General features: G+C 45.4%; 21 protein-coding genes and 1 tRNA gene. 18 read left to right on the forward strand and 4 right to left on the reverse strand.

All coding sequences use genetic code 11. From position 1 onward, the window contains the following. Nucleotide 1: 1 nt before the first annotated feature. From spoIIP to BLR06_RS01165, 12 genes are all read left to right on the forward strand, one after another. Nucleotides 2–1,150, forward strand: coding sequence for a stage II sporulation protein P (gene spoIIP / locus BLR06_RS01105; protein WP_092069743.1), 1,149 nt, complete (start codon nt 2–4; stop codon nt 1,148–1,150). Nucleotides 1,151–1,248: 98 nt separating this feature from the next. Continuing rightward, the gene (locus BLR06_RS01110; protein ID WP_092067445.1) at nt 1,249–2,559 is read left to right on the forward strand and encodes a DUF512 domain-containing protein; all 1,311 of its coding nucleotides are present in this window, start codon (nt 1,249–1,251) and stop codon (nt 2,557–2,559) included. A 114-nt stretch (nt 2,560–2,673) separates the two neighbouring features. After that, the gene (der, locus tag BLR06_RS01115; RefSeq protein WP_092067447.1) at nt 2,674–3,999 is read left to right on the forward strand and encodes a ribosome biogenesis GTPase Der; all 1,326 of its coding nucleotides are present in this window, start codon (nt 2,674–2,676) and stop codon (nt 3,997–3,999) included. Between the two features lie 29 nt (nt 4,000–4,028). Further along, complete coding sequence (gene plsY, locus BLR06_RS01120; protein WP_092067449.1) at nt 4,029–4,643, forward strand: glycerol-3-phosphate 1-O-acyltransferase PlsY; 615 nt, start codon at nt 4,029–4,031, stop codon at nt 4,641–4,643. A 2-nt stretch (nt 4,644–4,645) separates the two neighbouring features. Continuing rightward, on the forward strand, nt 4,646–5,689 hold the full coding sequence (locus BLR06_RS01125) for an NAD(P)H-dependent glycerol-3-phosphate dehydrogenase (protein ID WP_245697980.1): 1,044 nt from the start codon (nt 4,646–4,648) through the stop codon (nt 5,687–5,689). A 324-nt stretch (nt 5,690–6,013) separates the two neighbouring features. After that, a complete protein-coding gene (gene spoIVA, locus BLR06_RS01130; protein ID WP_092067454.1) occupies nt 6,014–7,492 on the forward strand; it encodes a stage IV sporulation protein A in 1,479 nt (492 codons plus the stop codon). A 125-nt stretch (nt 7,493–7,617) separates the two neighbouring features. Beyond that, nucleotides 7,618–8,067: an ACT domain-containing protein gene (locus tag BLR06_RS01135; protein WP_092067456.1), complete on the forward strand. Its 450-nt coding sequence runs from the start codon at nt 7,618–7,620 to the stop codon at nt 8,065–8,067. Between the two features lie 14 nt (nt 8,068–8,081). Next, nucleotides 8,082–9,380 (forward strand): homoserine dehydrogenase, encoded by a 1,299-nt coding sequence (locus BLR06_RS01140; protein WP_092067458.1) that lies wholly within the window; start codon nt 8,082–8,084, stop codon nt 9,378–9,380. Between the two features lie 20 nt (nt 9,381–9,400). Beyond that, complete coding sequence (thrB, locus tag BLR06_RS01145) at nt 9,401–10,312, forward strand: homoserine kinase (RefSeq protein WP_092067460.1); 912 nt, start codon at nt 9,401–9,403, stop codon at nt 10,310–10,312. A gap of 374 nt (nt 10,313–10,686) precedes the next feature. Continuing rightward, nucleotides 10,687–11,037, forward strand: a complete 351-nt coding sequence (locus BLR06_RS01150; protein ID WP_092067462.1) for a YcbK family protein — start codon at nt 10,687–10,689, stop codon at nt 11,035–11,037. 388 nt (nt 11,038–11,425) lie between these two features. Further along, entirely contained in the window at nt 11,426–12,439 is a 1,014-nt protein-coding gene (locus BLR06_RS01155) for a Bug family tripartite tricarboxylate transporter substrate binding protein (protein ID WP_245697981.1), read from the forward strand. A 421-nt stretch (nt 12,440–12,860) separates the two neighbouring features. After that, entirely contained in the window at nt 12,861–13,211 is a 351-nt protein-coding gene (locus tag BLR06_RS01165; protein ID WP_092067464.1) for an energy transducer TonB, read from the forward strand. Nucleotides 13,212–13,485: 274 nt separating this feature from the next. On the opposite strand, the gene BLR06_RS01170 is transcribed toward BLR06_RS01165, so the two are convergent. Beyond that, nucleotides 13,486–13,998: a hypothetical protein gene (locus BLR06_RS01170; protein WP_092067466.1), complete on the reverse strand. Its 513-nt coding sequence runs from the start codon at nt 13,996–13,998 to the stop codon at nt 13,486–13,488. Nucleotides 13,999–14,256: 258 nt separating this feature from the next. Between BLR06_RS01170 and BLR06_RS01175 the strand changes: the two genes are divergently transcribed. Beyond that, entirely contained in the window at nt 14,257–15,273 is a 1,017-nt protein-coding gene (locus BLR06_RS01175; protein WP_245697982.1) for a Bug family tripartite tricarboxylate transporter substrate binding protein, read from the forward strand. 179 nt (nt 15,274–15,452) lie between these two features. Here the strand turns inward: BLR06_RS01175 and BLR06_RS01180 are convergent. Both BLR06_RS01180 and BLR06_RS01185 read right to left on the reverse strand, forming a co-directional pair. Next, a tRNA-Pro gene (locus tag BLR06_RS01180) sits at nt 15,453–15,529 on the reverse strand. Between the two features lie 184 nt (nt 15,530–15,713). Then, on the reverse strand, nt 15,714–16,166 hold the full coding sequence (locus BLR06_RS01185) for a universal stress protein (protein ID WP_092067468.1): 453 nt from the start codon (nt 16,164–16,166) through the stop codon (nt 15,714–15,716). 267 nt (nt 16,167–16,433) lie between these two features. On the opposite strand from BLR06_RS01185, the gene BLR06_RS01190 reads away from it, so the two are divergent. The 3 genes from BLR06_RS01190 (at nt 16,434) to BLR06_RS01200 (ending at nt 19,454) form a co-directional block, all read left to right on the forward strand. Further along, a complete protein-coding gene (locus tag BLR06_RS01190) occupies nt 16,434–17,036 on the forward strand; it encodes a CBO0543 family protein (RefSeq protein WP_245697983.1) in 603 nt (200 codons plus the stop codon). A gap of 372 nt (nt 17,037–17,408) precedes the next feature. Further along, on the forward strand, nt 17,409–18,251 hold the full coding sequence (locus BLR06_RS01195; protein ID WP_092067470.1) for an AAA family ATPase: 843 nt from the start codon (nt 17,409–17,411) through the stop codon (nt 18,249–18,251). Nucleotides 18,252–18,272: 21 nt separating this feature from the next. Then, complete coding sequence (locus tag BLR06_RS01200) at nt 18,273–19,454, forward strand: vWA domain-containing protein (protein WP_092067472.1); 1,182 nt, start codon at nt 18,273–18,275, stop codon at nt 19,452–19,454. A 266-nt stretch (nt 19,455–19,720) separates the two neighbouring features. On the opposite strand, the gene BLR06_RS01205 is transcribed toward BLR06_RS01200, so the two are convergent. Beyond that, on the reverse strand, nt 19,721–20,092 hold the full coding sequence (locus BLR06_RS01205) for a hypothetical protein (protein WP_139164418.1): 372 nt from the start codon (nt 20,090–20,092) through the stop codon (nt 19,721–19,723). Nucleotides 20,093–20,274: 182 nt separating this feature from the next. On the opposite strand from BLR06_RS01205, the gene BLR06_RS01210 reads away from it, so the two are divergent. Beyond that, complete coding sequence (locus BLR06_RS01210) at nt 20,275–21,528, forward strand: aminotransferase class III-fold pyridoxal phosphate-dependent enzyme (protein ID WP_092067476.1); 1,254 nt, start codon at nt 20,275–20,277, stop codon at nt 21,526–21,528. 15 nt (nt 21,529–21,543) lie between these two features. Beyond that, nucleotides 21,544–21,981 (forward strand): type II toxin-antitoxin system RatA family toxin, encoded by a 438-nt coding sequence (locus tag BLR06_RS01215; protein WP_092067478.1) that lies wholly within the window; start codon nt 21,544–21,546, stop codon nt 21,979–21,981. The last annotated feature ends 1 nt before the right edge of the window (nt 21,982 follow it).

Raw genomic sequence — 21,982 nt, forward strand, 5'->3', positions numbered from 1 at the left:
AATGATCCTGATACTGGCAGTCGTACTGTTTAGCCTCTCGCTGGCCAGCTCAGGCTATACCCATCAAAGCGATCATTATTTTAATATCGTGGATGAAGCCGGCAATATTGTTTATATAACGGCGTGGGAAATGCAGGTTGGCGATGAATGTCTGACCGCAGACAATAAGCGCTATCAGGTAACCGGCATCAGCGGCAATACTGCTCAGGCCAAATTTGTCGGTGAAATCAATTTATCGCAATATCTTGACGAAAACCAAAAAAGTTCTTTTTGGTGGGCGGCTTTAACGCCCAGTGTGGCCGAAGCGCAAAGCAGCGGCAAGGTGGCCGTATATCATACGCATTCCGATGAATCCTATGTTCCAACCGAGGGTGAGGAGAGTATTTTCGGCAACGGCGGAATCTATAAAGTCGGCGATGCTTTTAGCAAAGCTTTGCGGGCCAAAGGCCTTAAAACCGTTCATTCCACAGCCAAACATGATCCTCATGATAGTATGGCTTACGAACGGTCACGCCGGACAGCTTTGAATTTAATTAAAAAAGAGCAGCCTGAGGCGATCTTTGATGTTCACCGGGATGCCGTTCCGCCTGAAGTCTATAAAGGCGCAGTAAGCGGTCAGGAGGTCAGCAAGGTGCAGCTGGTTGTCGGCAAATACGGCCCGACCGGCAAGCAGATTGAAGATTACGCCTTGCAGATTAAGGCTGCTTCTGATAAACAGCATCCGGGTTTGGTAAAAGGAATTTTTTTCGCTAAGGGCGGTGATTATAATCAGGATTTGCATCCCCGCTCGATGTTAATCGAGGCTGGTTCCCATACCAATAGCCGGCAGTCTGCGGAAAAAGGCGTTACCCTGTTTGCCGACGTGATACCCGCTGTACTGGGTAAAACGGGCGCAAATCCGGCTAATCAGGCCGGGGCCGCCGGTATTGGAACAGCCGCCGCTGGAGCTTCCGGCGCTACTAAATCGATTGGCTGGATCATCGGGCTGCTGATCGTCGGCGGTGCTGCATTCTTATTGATCAGTACCGGAAGTATAAAGGAAGCAAAAGCAAAACTAAAACAATTTGCGACAACTGAGTTTACCAATTTTTTTGCTCCCAGGCAAAGCCGGCGCAAAAAGTCAGGTGATGACCGGGAAGATAAAAAATAACCGAATAAGAAGCGGAGTGATGTTTTTATCATCACTCCTTTTTTTCGTTTGCAGGAAAACATAAGAGCTAAACGGAATAGTAAAGAGAGGTGAAAAGCTTGTCCTATTACGGCGTGGTAACAATGGTGGTTCCGGAGAGTATTGCAGACCAAACCGGTATTGAAGCTGGTGATAAGCTGCTGGCCGTTAACGGCCGGCAGTTGCGTGATATTATTGATTTGAGTTTTGCATTGGCCGATGATTACATAGAATTATTGATTGAAAAGACAGACGGCGAGCAGGAAATTATTGAAATTGAAAAAGAGTACGATGAAGATTTAGGCTTACACTTTGAAAGTGCGGTGTTTGATGGTATCCGGCGCTGTGCCAATCAATGTATTTTTTGCTTTGTTGATCAGATGGCGCCTAATATGCGCGCCAGCTTGTATGTTAAGGATGACGATTATCGCATGTCCTTTTTATACGGTAATTTTGTTACCCTTACCAATCTTGGCGAGCGGGATTTTACCAGGATCAAAAAGCTGCATTTGTCGCCTTTGTATATTTCCGTTCATACGACAAACGGTCCGCTGCGGGCGAAAATGCTGCACAATAAAAATGCCGGAAATATTATGCAGCACATTAACAAACTGATTGAAAGCGGTATTGAACTGCATACCCAGGTTGTGCTGTGCCCGGAGATTAATGATGGCGTAATTCTGGAGAAAACAATCGCCGATTTGTATCAATTGCATCCCGGTGTGCAGTCGCTCGCGATTGTACCGGTAGGTCTGAGCCGTTATCGCGAGCATTGTCATCCACTCAAAGGCTTTACAGCAGCGCAGGCGTGCCATATAATTAGCATGGTGGCTCAATGGCAAAAAAAATCCCGCTCTGAAACCGGCAGTTCTTTTGTGTATCTGTCCGACGAGTTTTATATCGCCGCCGCCAAACCAATTCCCAGTGATGAGTTTTATGACGGATTTCCCCAACTGGAAAATGGGATTGGCCTGGTCAGAAATTTTCTTACCGAATGGGAAACGGCTAAAACGGCGTCCAGCGTTTATACAGCGCCAATTCATCTGGATATTGTTTGCGGAAAGTCCGCGGAAAAAATTCTCAGCCCGCTCATACGGCAATTAACCATACCGAATTTACATATCAGGCTGGTGCCGGTGGAAAATCATTTCTTTGGTTCTGATATTACCGTAACCGGCCTTTTAACCGGCCGTGATATTGTCAAAGGCCTAAGCTGCTTAACCGGTGAGCGTGATGGTGTAATTATTCCGGGAATTGCCCTGCGGACCGGCGAGAACGTTTTTTTGGATGATTCAACCTTGCAGGAGGTTGAACAGCAGCTCAACATTCCGGTCCGGGTTGCTTACGGAGGGGCCGATTTAAGGGAACTGCTGTATGGCTGGACGCGCTGACTTGCTTAGCGGCCCGGATGACAATTGCAATTGCCGGTATACGCGCTTAATTACGGGAAAAACTAATACTCAGTAATAAATAAAATAGAAAAAGATGAAACTTGGGTGATGTGAATGAGTAAACCAATCGTGGCTATCGTAGGCCGTCCCAATGTTGGCAAGTCTACGCTGTTTAATCAGATAGGTAAAAAACGTGTTTCTATTGTTGAGGATATGCCGGGGGTAACCAGGGACCGGATCTATCTTGACGCCGAGTGGCTTAATCATGAGTTTACAATGATTGATACCGGCGGTATTCAAATTGAAACGGATGACCGGATGTTAACCGCCATCCGTCACCAAGCCCAGCTGGCAATCGAGGAAGCGGATGTTATTCTGTTTATTGTGGACGGTAAAACCGGCTTAACTTCAGCTGATGAAGAAGTGGGCGGCATATTGCGCAATACCCGCAAGCCGGTGGTTCTGACAGTGAATAAGGTAGACAGCGCCAAAGCAATGGATGAAATTTATGAGTTTTACAACCTGGGCTTAGGCGAGCCGATTCCAATTTCCGCTTCCAATGCGCTTAATCTCGGTGATTTACTGGATAAGGTTGTAGAAAGCCTGCCGAAGGAACATGAGTCTGATGGAGAAATCGATCAAATCAGAGTAGCGGTCATTGGTCGTCCCAATGTCGGTAAATCTTCCCTGGTCAATGCGCTGATCGGCCAGGAACGGGTAATTGTCAGCGATATACCAGGTACTACCCGTGATGCGATTGACACTCATTTTTCCAAGGAAGGAACCAATTTTGTTCTGATCGATACTGCCGGTATGCGGCGCAAAGCGAAAATTGATTTACCGGTCGAGCGTTATAGCGTGATTCGCTCCTTGCGTTCTGTTGACCGTTCTGATGTTGTTTTAATCGTCATTGATGCTGTTGACGGGGTGACGGAACAAGATAAAAAAATTGCCGGCTATGCGCATGAGGCGGGGAAAGGCATTGTAATTATCGTAAATAAGTGGGATTTGGTGGAAAAAGACAGCAAAACCTCATTGCGCTTTACCGAAACAATTCGCAATGAGTTAGGCTTTATGCAATATGCACCGGTCTTATTTACTTCGGCCTTAACCAAACAGCGGATACACCGGGTAATCGAGCTGATTAAGTTTGCGGCGGAACAGCATGCAATGCGGATTTCAACAAGCGTGCTTAACCAGGTAATCAGTGATGCCACTGCAATCAACCCGCCGCCGTCGGAAAATGGCCGTCGGCTGAAGATTTATTTTACCACGCAGGCTGATGTAAAACCGCCGACCTTTATCTTTTTTGTCAATGATCCGGAAATCATGCATTTTTCTTATTTGCGTTTTCTGGAGAACAGGCTGCGGGAAAGCTTTGGATTTGAAGGAACTCCATTAAAACTGGTTGTCCGCGGGCGTAAAGAGGAAGATGATTGATGGTAAGCAAATAAGGGAGGAGGGAATCTATGGACTTTTCAGTGCTGGCGGTAATTGCCGGCGCTAGCTATTTGATTGGTTCAATTCCCAATGGTTTGCTGCTGGGCCGCTGGTTGTGGAGGATTGATCTGCGCCAGTTCGGCAGCAAAAATATTGGCGCAACCAACGCTTTCCGCGTGCTCGGCCCCTGGCCGGCGCTAGGCGTTTTTTTTACTGACGCCGCCAAAGGCGTAGCCGGTGTGTTTTTAGGTCAGTGGCTGGCGGGAACGCCGCTGGGCATGCTTGTCGGCGGGATCGCGGCAATCGCCGGTCATAATTGGTCGGTATTTTTGAAATTCAAAGGCGGCCGTGGCGTGGCTACCGGGTTGGGCGTGATTGCCGTTCTGGTTCCTAAGGTTACGCTGATTGTATTTGCCGTATGGTGTGTTATTGTTTATTTCAGCAGATATGTATCCCTGGCCTCAATCATTGCGGCAGCTCTGGTACCGATGCTCATGCGGCTGTTTAATGAAAGAATGGAATTTTATTATTTTGGGTTATTGGCGGCTGCTTTTGTCATTATCAGGCATAAACCCAATATTGAGAGGCTGTTGAAGGGCAAGGAGCTGAAAATTAAAGCAGGCCAAGCCGGTAAGGAGAAATGACGATGAAGATTGCTGTTATTGGCGCTGGCAGTTGGGGGACAGCTATGGCGGTCATGCTGGGGCAAAAACATGATTCGGTAGCTTTATGGGCCCGCAATGAGGCGTTGGCAGAACAAATGAATGACAACAGGTGCAATGAGCGGTATTTACCCGGAGTCAGCATTCCGCCGGGCGTTATGACTACCAGCCAATTGCCGGCTGCACTGCTGGGTGCAGAACTGGTGGTTCTGGCGACGCCATCACAGGCTGTGCGGGAGACGGTAAACCGGATAAGTTCCTATGTAAGCGACACTGCCATTATTGTTACTGCAACCAAAGGTTTTGAACTAAGCTCCGGCCTCCGGATGTCCGAGGTTATTGCCGAAGCGGCGCCCCGGCTGAAAAACCGAATTGCCGTTTTATCGGGGCCTAATCATGCCGAAGAGGTTGGCAGGGCTCAGCCCAGCGCTACGGTAGTTGCGTCAAATCATCCGCCGGTTGCCGAACAAGTTCAGGATGCTTTTATGCTGCCGTATTTTCGGGTGTATACCAATCCGGATATGATTGGGGTGGAGTTAGGCGGGGCTTTAAAAAACATCATTGCTTTAGGGGCCGGCATTGCCGAGGGGTTGGAGTTTGGCGATAACACCAAGGCTGCTCTGATGACCCGAGGTTTAGCGGAGATAGCCCGCCTGGGCGTGGCAATGGGCGCCGATCCCCTGACTTTTGCCGGTTTGTCGGGAATTGGCGATTTGATGGTTACCTGTACCAGCCGCCACAGCCGTAACCGGCGGGCCGGAATTCTGCTGGCTCAGGGTCAGGCGGCAGACCAAATTGCCCTGGGAACCAATATGGTGGTGGAAGGAATAAGGACTACGGCTGCAGCGTACGGTTTAGCAGAGAAGTATCGGGTTGAAATGCCGATAACCGAGCAAATCTACCAGGTGATTTACGCCGAAAAATCACCGCGGGAAGCAGTTCTGGATTTAATGACCAGAGGGCGGACCCAGGAAGCGGAAGAAGTGGTTAATGATCAAGCGATTTGGAAATCACCGGGAAATAAATAATTTGATCAGGTCGTAGGGGCTGCCTCAAAAATGAGGCAGTTTCTTTTTTGCTTTTCGATAAAGCGGCATATCCTTTTTTCTGGTTATGGCAGCGCAGTTTAAATAACCATAAAAAGACAAAGCCGGGGATTAATTTAGTAATATTATCGGCGGCATGTCATATATTTATTATTGATTATAAACCTTGCTATAATACTAACTTATCGGACACTACTCCTTCTCGCAGGTGCGTTACTTTGGTTAAGGGAGGGATGAACACGGGTTTAGTGGGCGGTATGCTCAAATGTATTATATAGAATTAGTCATGGGGAGGGAAATGACCATATGGAGAAATTTGATTTATTCAGAGATATCGCCGAACGTACTGGCGGTGATATTTATATTGGCGTTGTCGGGCCGGTACGTACTGGAAAATCCACCTTTATCAAGAAATTTATGGATACAATGGTTTTACCAAATATTGCTGATCCATATGAAAAAGAGCGTGCCAAAGACGAGTTGCCGCAAAGTGCGGCCGGCAAGACGATTATGACCACTGAGCCCAAATTTATTCCCAATGAAGCGGTGGAAATCAATATTAAGGATAATGTGGCAATCAGGGTTAGGGTTGTTGATTGCGTTGGCTATTCAGTGGAAGGCGCTCTGGGGTATGAAGAGCAAGACGGACCGCGAATGGTGCTTACTCCCTGGTTTGAAGAAGAAATACCTTTTCAGGAAGCCGCCGAAATCGGTACCAGGAAAGTAATTGCCGAGCATTCGACCATTGGGCTGGTCGTAACCACCGACGGTACTGTAACCGACTTGTCGCGGGACAGCTATCTTTCGGCTGAAGAACGGGTGATTAATGAGCTGAAAGAGCTGCAAAAACCTTTTTTGGTTATTTTAAACACCAATCAGCCTACAGCCAAGGAAACCAGGGAACTTGTCGCTAAATTGGAAAGCAATTATGATGTGCCGGTCATTCCTGTAGATTGCGCTCAATTAAACTATGATGATATTTATGCTATTTTACAGGAAGTTTTATATGAATTCCCGGTTAAGGAAGTTAATATTTCACTGCCGAAATGGATTGAGGAACTCAATACCGAACACTGGCTGAGAGAGAAGTTTGACGGAGCTGTGCGTGAAGTAGTGCAATATGTGCGCAGGCTGCGGGATATAGATTGCGCTATTGATGATTTGGCAAGCCATGAATTTATTGCCGATGTAATTTTGCACGATATGGACTTAGGCAGCGGTATTGCGGTAATTGAAATTACTTCCCGGCCGGATTTATTCTATCAGGTGTTGGAAGAATTAACCGGCTTTACAATTTCCGGTGAGCATCATTTGTTCAGACTGATGCAGGATTTGGCGGTGGCTAAGCGGGAGTATGATAAACTGGCTGACGCGCTGGAGCAGGTAGAACAGTCCGGCTATGGAATCGTAACCCCGCAACTGGATGAAATGGTACTGGAGGAACCGGAAATTATCAGAAACGGCAACCGGTTTGGCGTTCGCTTGCGAGCTTCAGCGCCATCGCTGCACATTATCAGAACTGATGTACAGGCTGAAATATCGCCAATACTGGGTACTGAGAAGCAAAGCGAAGAACTTATTCAATATTTGATGCGTGAATTTGAAGGCGAACCGGACAAAATATGGCGGACAAATTTATTCGGTAAATCACTAAACTCGCTGGTACGGGAAGGAATTCAAAATAAACTTTCCGGTATGCCGGAAACAGCTCAGTTCAAATTGCGCGACACTTTGCAGAAAATCGTTAATGATGGGAGCGGCGGTTTGATTTGTATTATTTTTTAAAAAAAAGTCAGTCTTTACAGACTGACTTTTTTTTTAATTGCCCTTGTAATCCCTAGGAAAAGGATGTTATAATGTCTACTATGAATAGATTATTATCCTTTGCAGACATACGGGGAGGTACAAGAGTGAACAGACAGCAATCCGGGTTTTATCTGGTTCGTGAAGAAATATTACCTGAAGCAATTAAAAAAACGATTAAAGTGAAAGACATGCTCAAACGCGGTGAAGCCCGTACAATAAATGAAGCTGTGGAGCGAATGGAACTAAGCCGCAGTGCTTATTATAAATATAAGGACTATGTTTTTCCATTTTATGAAGCCAGTAAGGAAAAAATTGTTACTCTGGCCTTATTGCTTGAACATAAATCGGGAGTTTTATCGCGGGTGTTAAATACCATCGCCGGCGATCATGGCAGCGTACTGACCATAAATCAGGGTATTCCGCTGCAGGGAGTGGCAAATGCCACGATTTCTATTGAAACGGCGGAGCTGGTGATTGACCTGGAAGCCTTACTCGATAAATTAAGAATGGTTGAAGGTGTAAAAAGGCTTGAGGTATTGGGACAACAAGCATAAACGGAGGAATAATGATGAAGGATTCTGTTAACATCGGCCTGCTGGGTTTAGGCACTGTGGGAACAGGCGTAGTTAATGTATTAACCGCCAATGCTCATGAAATCTCGCAAAAAACCGGCGTGCCGGTAAACATAAAAAAGATATTGGTGCGTAATCTGAATAAAGTCAGGAATATAGCGGCAGGTGCAGTGCTAACAACCAATGCCGATGACATTCTTAATGATAACGACATTGATATTATCGTCGAAGTTATGGGTGGGGAGCAGCCAGCCAAGGATTATATGCTGCGAGCTTTAAATGCGGGCAAGAATGTCGTCACTGCCAACAAAGACGTGGTAGCTAAATTTGGCCGTGAATTGTTTAGCGCCGCGGAGGCCAACCATGTTGATTTTATGTTTGAAGCCAGCGTTGGCGGCGGTATTCCGATCATCAGGCCGCTTAAACAGTGCTTGGCTGCCAATAAACTTTCAGAAGTCATGGGGATAGTAAATGGCACCACCAATTATATGTTAACTAAGATGACCAACGAAAAACTTGATTATGAAACTGTACTGGCTGAAGCGCAGGCCAAGGGCTATGCTGAAGCTGATCCCACAGCTGATGTAGGCGGATTTGATGCTGCCCGAAAAATAGCAATTTTAGCTTCCATTGCTTTTAATGCCAGGGTTTCGCTGGAGGATGTCGATGTAGAGGGTATTACTAATATTTCTCCTGTCGACATAGAATATGCACGGGAACTGGGCTATGTAATTAAGCTGCTGGCAATTGCCAAGGAAAGCGAAGCATGCGGTATTAATGCGCGGGTTCATCCGGCTTTTATTCCGCTTAATCATCCGCTGGCTGCAGTAGGCGATGTATTTAATGCCATCTTTGTCCGGGGCGATGCGGTAGGAGAAACTATGTTTTACGGCCGGGGAGCCGGTGCGCTGCCAACGGCCAGCGCAGTTGCCGGCGACATTGTTGATGTAGCCCGCAACCTGCGGCATAATGTTAACGGCAGAATTCTTTGCACCTGCTTTGACCAGAAACCATTTTGCCCGGTCGAAAATACCAGTTCATCTTATTATGTCCGGCTGCTGGTTGAAGACCAGCCGGGCGTACTGGCAGCGATTGCCGGAGCCTTTGGCGCTCATAATGTAAGTCTTAACTCGGTAATTCAAAAACGCAAGGTGAATAATTGCGCTGAACTTGTCCTGATCACCTATCATGTTTCCGACGCTAATATTAGAAAGGCGCTGACAACGATTAAAGACATGTCTGTTTTAACAACAGTTCAGAATGTAATCCGGGTTGAAGCGCAGCAAATCGATTAATTGGATCAGGAGAGAGCAATATGCCGAAGACGGTAAAGGTATGTGTACCGGGGACTACTGCGAACTGTGGCCCCGGTTTCGATGCAGTTGGCATTGCCTGCACGATTTATAATGAATTAGAATTGACACTTAATCGCTCTGACAAGCTCAATATTGAGATTTTAGGCGAAGGCCGGGGCATTATTCCAAGCGATGAACAAAATATTGTCTGGCAGGCTGTTCAGGCAGTTTTAGCGCGGACCGGGAAAAGCTATCGTGGCGCGCATATTAAAATGACGAACAATGTGCCTCTGGCCCGTGGTTTGGGCAGCAGCGCGGCGGCCATTGTAGCCGGCCTTGTAGCCGCTAATGCCGCAGTCGGCGGTCCGCTGAGCAAACAGCAGTTATTTGAACTGGCTACTGAGTTCGAAGGCCATCCGGATAATGTTGCACCTGCCATATTTGGCGGGATAACATTGAGCGCCGTCTATCAGGAAAAAGCACACTGCCTGCGGTTTTTACCGCCCGGAGTACTGGAAATGGTGGTGGCAATTCCGGCGTTTAATTTATCAACCAAAGCAGCGCGGCAGGTATTGCCGGAAACCGTTGCCTATCAGGACGCTGTATTTAATATCAGCCGGACGGCTTTATTAATCGGGGCTCTCAGCCAGGGGGCGTTTGGTCATTTGCAATGCGCGCTTGAAGATCGGCTCCATCAGCCATATCGTGAAGCGCTGATTCCGGGAATGCGGGATGTCTTTCAGGCGGCTAACAAGCAAGGCGCTTATGGTTCGGCGATCAGTGGCGCCGGTCCATGCCTGATTGCTTTTACGCAACAAAATGCCGCGCCGATTGGGGAAGCTATGGTGGCTGCATTTAAAGCAAATAATATTGATGCGACCTATGTAATACTGCATATTGATCAGGCTGGCGCAAGGCTGATCGACGCTTAAAGGCCCAAGTTACCGGGATTATCGCACTAGCGGGATTAAGAAGCTAACAGCCGGAGGATTGAAAAGGAGGTTAGCTTTTTTCTTCGTCTGCAATCTAGCTGCTTTGGTATTTTTTACATAATGAACTTTGACTCATTTTACGTTAGGACTGCAGAAATCGCTGTATGGGCCGCCGGGGAATTTCCGGCGGCTGATATTTTGTTTCGGGCGAACTTGTGTGGGCCGCTCGAATATATTATTGATTTGGCCCGGTGTAGCCTGATACCATCGGCGCTCATAAGATGGATTATAGACGCTGAATTGACAGCAAAAGCGGCTTGGCGCCGGTACAGAGCACCGGCGTGCGAGAGGTCTTATGATTGGAGTGATGATGAATGGCTAAGTATTTTACGTCGGAGGAATTTGCCTGCAAGCATTGCGGGATAGAGCCGGGGATCGATGTTCGCCTTCAACATATTCTTGATGCAATGCGGGAGGCTGTCGGCGGTCCGCTGTATTTATCCAGCGTGTACCGCTGTCCTGAGCATAACGCTGCAGTCGGCGGCGTGCCGAACAGTTACCACGTCCAGGGGATGGCCGCTGATATTTTAGTGCCTGACGGCCTTACGGTTAATGCATTAGCTGAAATTGCCGAGCAATGCGGTGCAGATGGGATCGGGCGGTATTATTCACAGGGTTTCGTCCATGTGGATACCCGCGGCTACACTGCCCGGTGGGAGGAATGACGCGGCGATTGGACGGCTAATTCGGTTAAACCTGGGCAGGTCATTAAACTTCGGAGATTTACCAGTCGACTTATTTCGGGTACAAAATAGATCTCTGGCAATTGAAATCGCTTCGACGATTTTATGCTAGGGATCTTGATTTGACTGGCATGTATATTCGGGTAGACGTAGTATAGATGTGCGCCGGGCTGAATTATTAACGCACGCGGCTGTGGATAAGCTATATTTGCCGGTACCTGGCAGGCGAATTTGTTTGATGAGGAAGGGTTTATAAGGGGGAAGTTTACGGCTGGCTGGGATTTTATAGTTGTCTGTTGACAGAATGTGACATTATTTATTATCTAATCGGGTATACAATCGAATTAAAACGAATTGAGAGGGAAACGCTGTGAAACTGACAAAATCAATTATACTAGCCTTAATGCTATTATATTTGATGGGGCTTGCCGGTTGCGGAACGAAAGAAACGCCGGCAACTGTTGCCGAAAAGTATCCGGACAGGCCGATTACATTGATTGTGCCGTTTGCGGCTGGCGGCACTACCGATATGGTGGCTAGAGCAATGGAAAGAGTAGCCTATAAGCATCTTGGGCAAAATTTAATGATCAAAAATGTAACTGGCGCTGGCGGCAGCTTGGGCTGGAATGAATTAGTGGAATCAAACGATGACGGCTATACCCTGGGGATTGTTGTTACTAGTGTCTTACTACAATCATTATACGAACAAAGCCGCTATCATTATACATCAGCCTTAGATCCCTTAGTACAAATTATGGATGTCCCGCCGGTTGTTGTTGTTCGAGCAGATAAATCCTGGAAGGATATGACCGAGTTAATTAAGCACGCCAAGGAACACCCAAGCGATATAAAACTGGGTCATCAAGGATTGGGAACGGGAAACCATGTTGCCGGAGAGAGAATTAATAGGAAAGTCGGCATAAATGTACCGCAGGTTCCCTTTAAAGGTGATTCGGAGGTTGTAGCCGCATTATTAGGCGATCATGTACAGTATATCATTGTTCCGCCGCCTGTAATAAAAGAATATGTAAAGAGCGGCATGGTTAAAGTGTTAGGAACTACTGCTATGAAGCGCATGACTGATCCGGTATTCAGCAATGCGCCTACGTTACAGGAGCAAGGAATAGATGTTGTTTTCAGCTCATGGTACGGTATTGCTGTTCACAAAGGCCTGCCGCCGGAAATAAAAGCTAAGCTGTTAGCTGGACTTGAAAAAACAGTGAATGATCCTGAGTACATAGAAAACATGAAAAAGCTAGGCATGGAAGTAGATTATTTAGGACATGAAGAATTTTTTAAAAAGTGGCTTGTTGATGCTAGGCAGCTTAAGGAAGTAGTCAAAGAATCCGGCATTACTGAAAAAATAGCGGCGCAGAAAAAGTAAGGCGGATTTATCATTCCCGGTTTAGCTTATTGCTGGCCGATTTTCTCCTTTCCATAAGACCGTAAAAAAGTACCAGTCCCGAACCACGGACTGATTATATATTTTATTCGATGATTTCTATGATGATTTCTATATAGTGTGATAAGAACTACATGTAAGAGATAACATTCTCCAGACGGGACACTCAAACCGCTCAATATCCGTTAGACTGACGGAAAGGCATATTCGGTAGACCTATTTTCGTGCGCCAGGCTGCCTTACTCAAAGCAGGCGGCTGTGGCATAAGATATACTTGCCGGATACATGGCAAGCAGGTGTATTTGTTTGACGAGGAAGGGAAATGGTTTATAGAGTGTGACGGAGGAATTCGGCGAAACATATTGAAATCTTTTAGTATGTAAATAACGAGCGAGGTTTACCTATGAAAAGAGTCAGTTTAATATTTATTGCTATTTTATTTCTTATCAGTAGTATGGCATCTGTTTTTGCTAAAGATATTACTCGTCCTCCCGTTGTCTTAAAAAAAGTAGAGACTGTATATCCTATAGAAGCTCAAAAGCAAGGGATAGAGGGAAGAGTAGTTTTAAAAGTCTTTGTATCCGAAAAAGGAGAAGTCCGAAATATTGAAATTGTTGAAAGCTCTGGTCATGATAGTCTTGACCAAGCTGCCATTGACTCTGTTAAGCGATGGAGATTTATTCCTGCGGACGTTAACGGAAAGAAGTGTGCATCTGATACGGAGATAACTGTTGTATTTATGCTGAAGTCATAACATAAAACTCCCTATCCGGAATGCGGATGCAGGGAGTTTTTTTACATTATAATAAATTTCGTTGCCTAATCCAGCCTAGTCAGCCGAAAAACTGGAAGATTCTAATGGGTTTGACATTGAATCCATTGGCAAATCAAATATCCAAGTTGAAATTGAAGAAAAGCGGAAATGACATTACTTTTTATGTTTTTCTACTAAACCATCAGTAGGTGATGTTGTTACAATCAAAATCAATAATCGGGTTTTTAAGTACAGCTGATTAAAAAGCCATTGGTTACTGTTTTTTTTCTTTTTCGTCCAAATGCTTATTGGCCGATGGCTGTAATGCAGGTGTGCATTTTATTGCCATATCGCTTTCCTGCCAACATTGATAAGCATACAGGAAAAAAGCAATTATGGTAGATAAAAGCAGCATTTGCAGGTCGGATATATGAATATCGACAATGCCTCGCCGGGAGAACCAACTTAGGATAAAAAAAGACAGTACTAAATCTATAAGTACATTAGCGGCGAGGTATTTTAGAAAGTTGCCATAAGTGAACTTGAAAATCCAAATAATACCTACTAAATAAGCACTATATGAGATCGGTGGCATATTGATTAACGGAAATATATTTTCATGAGGTACCCACCAACCCAAAGATATACCGATTTCCATAAAAAATGTAGTAATAAGGCTGCCGAATAATGCAACCGGCATGTAGCGTTTTAAATCTTCTTTCTTAAGAAAAAAGATAGATAACCAAGGTAGGATAACACTTGCCCACAATATTGTTTGATTGCTCAATTGTATCAACTCCAAAACTAAGTTTTAACATAAGTATTTCTTTATTTTTAGCAATTATGTGAAATCGGAGATGAGATTTTGTGCCATAAAAATATTGTAGCGTGGGTGATGAGGAAGGTAAGTGGTTTATAGAGTAAATTGTCCCGGTTGGCATTTTTGGGCTGACCGGCTTTATTTTTTCTCCTGACAAAATATGACAATCTTTTTTATGTAATCGGGTATAAAATCGAATTAAAACGAAATAAGGGAGGAAATGCTGTGAAAAATAGAAAATCAATTGCGTTGTCCTTACTGCTGTTATGTTCGATGGGGCTGGCTGCTGGCTGCGGAACGAAAGAGACGCCGGCAACTGCTGCCGAGAAGTATCCTGATAAGGCGATTACGTTGATTGTTCCATTTGCGGCTGGCGGAAGTGCAGATATGATGGCCAGGGCAATGGGAAAATCGGCTTACAAACATCTTGGTCAGAATGTCGTCATAAAAAATGTGCCTGGCGCGGGCGGGATTTTAGGCTGGAATGAGTTGGTTGAATCGGGGGAGGACGGCTATACGTTGGGAACCGTGGATACAAGTGCGTTGTTGCAGCCACTCTATGGGACAACCCCGTATCACTATTCATCAGCTTTAGATCCATTAGTGCAGATTATGGAACTGCCGGCTATTGCGGCTGTTCGCTCCGATTGCCCCTGGAACAGTCTGGCCGAGTTAGTGGATTATGCTAAACAGCATCCCCACGCTGTTAAATTTGGACATAGCGGGTTAGGGAGCGGAAATCATCTTGCAGGCGAAATGATTGTGCTAAATGCCGGAGTTGCCTTGGATCAAGTACCTTTTAAAGGTGCCGCGGAATCATTGGCTGCTCTATTGGGAGGACATGTTCAGTTAATGTTTTCTGCTGCTCCCGGAATACAAGAACATGTGAAAAGCGGTGCAGTAAAAGTCATTGGTGTTGGATCCACAAAACGAATGAGCGATCCTCTTTACAGCAACGTTCCTACTTTTCAGGAACAGGGAATCGATGTGGTATTCAGCTTCTTCTTTGGCATTGCTGCCCACAAAGGCATGCCAAAAGAAGTAAAAACCAAATTATTAGAGGGTCTTGAAAAAACAGTGAATGATCCTGAGTACATAGAAAACATGAGAAAGCTAGGCATGGAAGTTAATTACTTAGGGCATGAAGAATTTTTTCAAAAATGGCTTAAAGAAACAAGAAGACTTACGCAAGTAGTAAAAGAATCCGGTATTGCTGAAAAAATAGCAGAGCAGAGAAAGTGATATATTCAATAAAAAGTCCGGTCGCGACATCACTCACTGGCCGGTTTTTTTATTGAGGAGTACGAAGCAGCTATATAGACGCTCTTGGTACTAAATAATCTTAAAATCGGATTGCAGTACGGTTGCAGTACAGAAGCAAAAAGACCATCCTAAAAGGATGGTCTGACTCTTGTATAATCTGGTCGGAGCGACACGACTTGAACGTGCGGCCTCTACCACCCCAAGGTAGCGCTCTACCAAGCTGAGCTACGCCCCGACTAGCGACGATTAATATCTTATCGTCTTTTGGCTGATTTGTCAAGGAAAAGAAATATTTAGTTCAGCTTATATTCCCGACTCTGTTTGGCAATTCTGTTACATTGGCCGATGCTTTTTTCTGGCTCCGAACTGACATATGATTTAATTCTTATTATGTTGGCGATAGGTTGGACTGTACAAGGTTATTTAACGATTAATACCGGTATAGGCGATTGTCCCATCACGTGATTGCTGACACTGCCCATAAATAATCCCTTTACCGGGCCGAGGCCGCGGCTTCCCATAACAATCAAATGGGCTTTGCACTTGTCGGCGCAATCAATAATGATTTGCCCGGGCGCCCCCATTTCCAGGGAGATGCTGTGTTTAACGGGGGCCGGTATTTTTGCCGCCGCTTCGTTCAGCACCTTATTTCCTGTTTCCGTAAGAGCACTCTGTACTTCCTTAAGAAGTGAATAGTGCCCCTGGTCATAACCGGATAATGACAGAGCGGCAGCCAAATTAACAACATGCAATAGGTGCAGCGCCGCATTGCATTGTTTGGCCAGATAAATAGCGTGAGCTAAAGCGCTTTGGGAATTCTCCGAACCGTCTACAGGGACAAGAATGGTTTGATAAGGTTTGATAATAATCATGTGAACCCCCTCTCTTTTGTTCCATATCTTTCTAGTTCGATAATGATAAAAACGAATCCTTCACAAGGCGCTACACTGTTCCACAATCATTTGTTTAAAAAGGAGAGAACGCTCATTTTTAGCGGTTTAATTTCAACATTTCAGTAAGTGATTGCCTGTAGAATGCTTTTATTGGCAAATCAATGTAAATATTAGCAGGCTGGCCAGTAAATACTTGTTATAGAAGAAACTTATTAAATTTCATTGTCCTGGAGGTAGCTGATTAAGATGACATTGACCTTTCTTGATGGCAGTAAAGAGATGTATATATCCATAATAAGCGTAGTTTTTTCATTGATTGGCAGTTTCTTCATTTTACGGCTGGACTGGCGGCGATATGGTTTATTATATCTAATTGCCGGAGTACTCGGTAATGTACTTTGTTATATTTTTGTAGAAGTTGGCTTCTATTCATTTCCTTACATCTTTATGCCTGTAATAAAAACACCAGTAACTGCTGTTTTAACTGCTTTCTCTTTTTACGTTTTGGTCGGCGTTCGATACAGCCCGGTAAGCTGGACTTATAAAATAGCATTTTACGGCGTTATCGTTAATCTTGGTGCGCTAATGGAGACCATATTTAAAAATACTACCAGGCTGATACAATACGGTTATGAGTGGGATTTCTGGGACTCTTATACATCGTGGTGGGCCTTCTTTATCTTAATGGAATGGATTGGGGGCAAGATCATACCGCCGCATTTACGGGCGCCGATAAAAATAGAGGCCTTCCGGTTTGACAACTGGTTCTGGTTTGTTATTCATATTGTCGGGATGTTTACAATATTTCTGGCCGGATTATATTTGGGACTATCGATAACCGCAGAGTAAGCGTCCGGAGCAATGTCGGCCAGGCCGGCAGCTCCCGCTTGTTCTCCCGCTGTTCCGTAACGGCTGGGCATTATGACAAGAGCTGCCCTAAATGACATTAGTGATTTACAGTAGCAGTTCAGATGTGTTATAGTAAAGAAAATTCTGATCATTCCATAGAGGTATGAATGACAGTGCAAACCTACATATTTTGACCTCGTTATTGTCATGATAAAATATAGAAAATGAATCTGTCCAGAGGGGAGGGTCTTTCATTTTAGATCAAATGAAGGTTTGTAGCCAATAACGGCAAATGGTCGAAATGAATGGGGATTATCCGGAAAAAGGGACAAGTTTCTCGTGGAAATCAGGAGGAAAAGGAGCGATGTGTATATGACGACGCAATGTGCAGTTTTTAAGGGAACATCAGACTATATCAGTACGCAGGATTTACAAAACATAGTAAATATAGCCGTTACTTTGGGACGGCCGCTATTGATTAAAGGTGAACCAGGCACCGGAAAAACCATGTTGGCCAAAAGCGTTGCTGACGGCCTTGGCCTGAAGCTGCTCATCTGGAATATTAAATCCACCACCAAAGCCCAGGAAGGCCTTTATGTATATGACACCGTACAAAGGCTTTATGACAGCCAGTTTGGCGACCGGGACGTATCGGATATCAAACAATATATTAAGCTTGGCAAGCTGGGCGAGGCTTTTACTTCAGAAGAACAGGTAGTGTTATTAATTGATGAAATAGATAAAGCGGATATTGAATTTCCCAATGATCTGCTCTGGGAACTGGATATTATGGATTTTTACATTCCCGAAACACAAGAAACAATTAAGGCTAAGCACCGGCCAATTGTCATTATTACCAGCAATGCGGAAAAAGAATTGCCGGATGCATTTCTGAGACGCTGCATTTTCCATTATATTGCGTTCCCTGATAAAGAAATGATGAAAAAAATTATTGCGGTGCATCATCCTGATTTGGAAGAGAGCTTATTGGAGCAAGCCCTGCAAGCGTTTTACCAACTGCGTTTGATTAAAGACATCCAAAAGAAACCAAGCACAAGCGAACTTATTGACTGGGTACAAGCGCTTGCTTTGGGCGGAATAAGCCCGGACGCAATCTGCCAGTGCCTGCCCTTCATGGGTACACTGATTAAAAAAGAGCAGGATATTGACAGCGCAATTAAACAACTGCCATTCAAGGGCAACCCGGACCTTTAATGAAGAAGGGAGGTGTTCGCTTTGTTTGTCAACTTTTATTTCCAGCTCAAGAGTGAAGGGATTCCGGTTTCTTTAAACGAGTGGATGATGCTGATGGAAGCGCTGGCAAAAGGCCTTGCTTTTTCCAGCCTAACTGGCTTTTATTACTTGGCGCGCGCGATACTGGTCAAGAATGAAAGGCACTTCGACCGTTATGATGTGGCATTTGCCAAGCATTTTGAAGGGATAGAAGCTTCGCCGGATCTTATCGAGCAGGCGTTGCGCTGGCTGGAAAACGCTCAGGAAGCTAAAATTATTCCTTTTGATCAACGAACGCCGATGCTTGACTGGAGCCTGGAGGAATTAAGGCAGCAATTGGCGGAACGGCTGAAGGAGCAAAACGAGGAGCACTACGGCGGTACAAAATGGATTAGCTCTGGCGCCGGATCTCCTTTTGGCCATTCCGGCTATCACCCGGCAGGCGTACGCATTGGCGGCTCATCCAATAATCAGTCTGCCGTTCAGGTCGCCGCCGCCAGGCAATACCGTGATCTTCGTGACGATAAAATCACCAGTGTCCGGCAATTTGAGGTGGCGCTCAGGAAGCTGCGGCAGCTGAGCAGCAGAATGGAAGGACCCAAAGATGAGCTGGATATTGACGAAACAATTAACGATACCTGTAAGCATGCCGGTATGCTGCGTTTAGTCTGGGAGCGTCCCCGCCGTAACAAGATGAAGCTAATTATCCTTATGGATTCAGGCGGTTCCATGGATCCCTACCGGCAAATATGCAGCCGTCTGTTTACAGCAGCTAATCGTACCACGCATTTCAAAGACATGCGTTTTTACTACTTTCACAACTGTGTTTATGACCGAATCTACACCAACTTCGATTTGAAGGACTGGATTACCCTGGATGAACTGTTCAAAATTTTGAACGCGGATTACCGGCTGCTGATTGTAGGCGACGCCAGTATGGCGCGGAGTGAATTAACAAGAATCGGCGGCTCTGTTGACTGGGCATTGAGCAATGAACATACCGGCCTTTACTGGTTGAAACGTTTGGCCGGACACTTTCCTTATGCCGTGTGGCTCAATCCGCTGCCGGTTAATGTATGGCCATTCCATTCAACGGTTCCGATGGTGAAGGAAGTTTTCCCCATGTATCATCTATCACCTGAAGGTCTGGAACAAGCAGTACAAAAGTTAAAAACGAAAAACTAATAGACGCAGACTCAGCTGCGTCCAATTCTTATCCCAGGAGTACTTAGGCCTTTTCTGCCGGAGGTCATAATGTTGTTTTCTGTATCTTAGCCGAAGAGTGTGTTATATACCCGTACTGCCAATAACTATTTGTTGGCAGTTTTGCTTGTGGTCCCGATTTTACCATGTTTTGCACAGGGCGTGTCTATTTCGGATGCTTTGCATCGTAAAGACACGCCCTGTTTACGTTAAGGCTGTCTAATCCTCATCCCAAAACAGAGCGGCAATCATCGCTTGTATTGTAATCCGTCCACGAAAGCATGCGTATTGATAATATTTCTATATTTCGGCTGTTCAAAAAATTTCATGGTTGAAGCAAGCGTGTTGCTGCTTAGACTTTCCAGAGAATCTTCTAAAACCATGTACCGTTTAATTAAAAAATCGTCTAATGCGTTTTGCGTAGAATTCATAGGAAGCTGCAGCTCTTGAATAAAATCCAGACAGTGCTCTAACTGATCCAGCAAGTCAGGCTGCAGAAGTTCAAGAACTAACATTACTTTTCCGGCAGACAGTGGCGCTAAAAGCTCGGGTAGTGCTGTGGCTCTTTTTTGCATATCTTTCCCCTTAGAATTTTTTTGCAAGTGGTTTTTTGCCAACACTTTTGCAGTAATCCCGCTCTTTATTATAACCACATATATCTTTAACCCATACGCGAATTGAACAGCCTAGATTTTCCTAAAGGAATTATCCTTTGAGTGCCGGAATTTCGATCAGGCGAAAGGAATTTTTTAGTTAAAAATAGAAATAATACCAAATACAATGAAAGCAACGGAGGCTTTATATGAATAAAGAATTGCTTGTAAACGAAACAATTGAAAAGTATGAACAGTATGTTAACCCGGCAATGGCCAAGCTGTTTAGGTTTATGGGGCTTGCGACCATTGAATGGGAAGCGGAAGGAAGTATATTAAGAGATATCAGCGGCAAGGAATATATTGACTGTCTGGGCGGATACGGCGTTTTCAGTCTTGGTCACCGCCATCCCCAAGTGGTGGCCGCCGTTAAAAAGCAGCTTGATTTCATGCCGTTATCAAGCAAGGTGCTGTTCAATAAGCAGATGGCTGATCTTGCGGAACTGCTGGCCCAAATAACGCCCGGCGATTTGCAATACAGCTTTATCGCCAATAGCGGCACTGAAGCGGTCGAAGGGGCAATTAAGCTGGCCAAAGTGCATACCGGCAGAGAAAAAATCATTTCAACGCTTAATGCTTTTCATGGTAAAACGCTGGGGGCGTTGAGCGCCACCGGCCGGGACGTCTTTTGCGATCCTTTTAAACCGTTGCTTACCAACTTTAGTCATGTCGCTTTTGGCCGTATCGAGGCTATTGAGCAAGTGCTTGATGAGAAAACGGCGGCTGTAATTTTGGAACCCATTCAGGGGGAAGGCGGCATTGTTGTGCCGACTGATGAATATCTGCCCCAGGTACGGAAATTATGTGATCAGTTTGGCGCGTTGCTCATTTGCGATGAGGTGCAGACCGGTCTGGGACGGACCGGGAAGATGTTTGCTGTAGATTATTGCGGTGTGGTGCCGGATATTATTACTACCGCCAAAGCATTGGGCGGTGGTGTTATGCCGGTGGGCGCCTTTACTGCGAGGCCTAAGCTTTGGGATAAATATATCACAAGCCCGTTTTTGCATACGTCCACTTTCGGCGGCAATCCTCTGGCCTGTGCGGCCGCGATAGCCGCAATCAATGTTTTGCTGACAGATCGTTTACCGGAGAAAGCAGCGCAAAGCGGCGTTTATTTTATCGGTGAACTGCAGAAACTGCAACAGGCTTTTCCGGCGGTTATTCAAGAAGTTCGCGGCCGGGGCCTGATGATTGGCATTGAAATGACCAAAGAAGGGATTGGCGGTTTTTTAATGTCCGAATTAATTAATTGCGGTGTGCTGGCTGCCTATACCCTAAACAACCCAAAAGTGATCCGGATTGAACCGCCACTGATCATCAGCAGGGAGCTGATTGACAAGGTAATCGCTGTTTTGGCGGAAGCGATGGAGAAAGCCAATGATATGATTGAGGATTTCTAAGGAGGATTAGCAATTATGCCTTTTGTTGAAGTAACTATGCCGGTGCTATGCGATCGACGGGAGATCTATCCAATCTTGAAGCGAATGGATAAGTATCCCGAGTTTATGGAAGATCTGGTCAGTGTTGCGGTATTGGAACGAAAAGATAACACCACGGTTACCAGCTGGGTGTCAAATGTGGATGGCCGTACGATAAAATGGACCGAACTGGATACTTTTGATGATGACAAACTGTTCATCACTTACCGGCAGCTGGACGGGGACCTGAAGAAGATGGAGGGAGCGTGGGAATTGACTGAAATCGCCGGCGGTACAGAGGTAAAACTAACGGTAGACTTTGAATTCGGTATTCCAATGATTGCCGGTTTGCTCAATCCGATTTTAAAGAAAAAAGTACGTGACAACAGTATGAATATGCTCAGGGCAATCAAACAAAAAATAGAGAACGGCTGAA

It is taken from the genome of Dendrosporobacter quercicolus (genome assembly GCF_900104455.1).
In the GTDB taxonomy this organism is placed as follows: Bacteria; Bacillota; Negativicutes; order DSM-1736; family Dendrosporobacteraceae; genus Dendrosporobacter; species Dendrosporobacter quercicolus.

What these genes read in the sequence shown, in the direction of transcription:
- BLR06_RS01140 (WP_092067458.1), top strand. Translation starts at nt 8,082, where the DNA reads ATGAAGGATTCTGTTAACATCGGCCTGCTGGGTTTAGGCACTGTGGGA.
- BLR06_RS01185 (WP_092067468.1), bottom strand. Translation starts at nt 16,166, where the DNA reads ATGATTATTATCAAACCTTATCAAACCATTCTTGTCCCTGTAGACGGT.
- thrB (WP_092067460.1), top strand. Translation starts at nt 9,401, where the DNA reads ATGCCGAAGACGGTAAAGGTATGTGTACCGGGGACTACTGCGAACTGT.
- der (WP_092067447.1), top strand. Translation starts at nt 2,674, where the DNA reads ATGAGTAAACCAATCGTGGCTATCGTAGGCCGTCCCAATGTTGGCAAG.
- BLR06_RS01150 (WP_092067462.1), top strand. Translation starts at nt 10,687, where the DNA reads ATGGCTAAGTATTTTACGTCGGAGGAATTTGCCTGCAAGCATTGCGGG.
- BLR06_RS01215 (WP_092067478.1), top strand. Translation starts at nt 21,544, where the DNA reads ATGCCTTTTGTTGAAGTAACTATGCCGGTGCTATGCGATCGACGGGAG.
- spoIVA (WP_092067454.1), top strand. Translation starts at nt 6,014, where the DNA reads ATGGAGAAATTTGATTTATTCAGAGATATCGCCGAACGTACTGGCGGT.
- BLR06_RS01210 (WP_092067476.1), top strand. Translation starts at nt 20,275, where the DNA reads ATGAATAAAGAATTGCTTGTAAACGAAACAATTGAAAAGTATGAACAG.
- plsY (WP_092067449.1), top strand. Translation starts at nt 4,029, where the DNA reads ATGGACTTTTCAGTGCTGGCGGTAATTGCCGGCGCTAGCTATTTGATT.
- BLR06_RS01125 (WP_245697980.1), top strand. Translation starts at nt 4,646, where the DNA reads ATGAAGATTGCTGTTATTGGCGCTGGCAGTTGGGGGACAGCTATGGCG.
- spoIIP (WP_092069743.1), top strand. Translation starts at nt 2, where the DNA reads ATGATCCTGATACTGGCAGTCGTACTGTTTAGCCTCTCGCTGGCCAGC.
- BLR06_RS01195 (WP_092067470.1), top strand. Translation starts at nt 17,409, where the DNA reads ATGACGACGCAATGTGCAGTTTTTAAGGGAACATCAGACTATATCAGT.
- BLR06_RS01190 (WP_245697983.1), top strand. Translation starts at nt 16,434, where the DNA reads ATGACATTGACCTTTCTTGATGGCAGTAAAGAGATGTATATATCCATA.
- BLR06_RS01165 (WP_092067464.1), top strand. Translation starts at nt 12,861, where the DNA reads ATGAAAAGAGTCAGTTTAATATTTATTGCTATTTTATTTCTTATCAGT.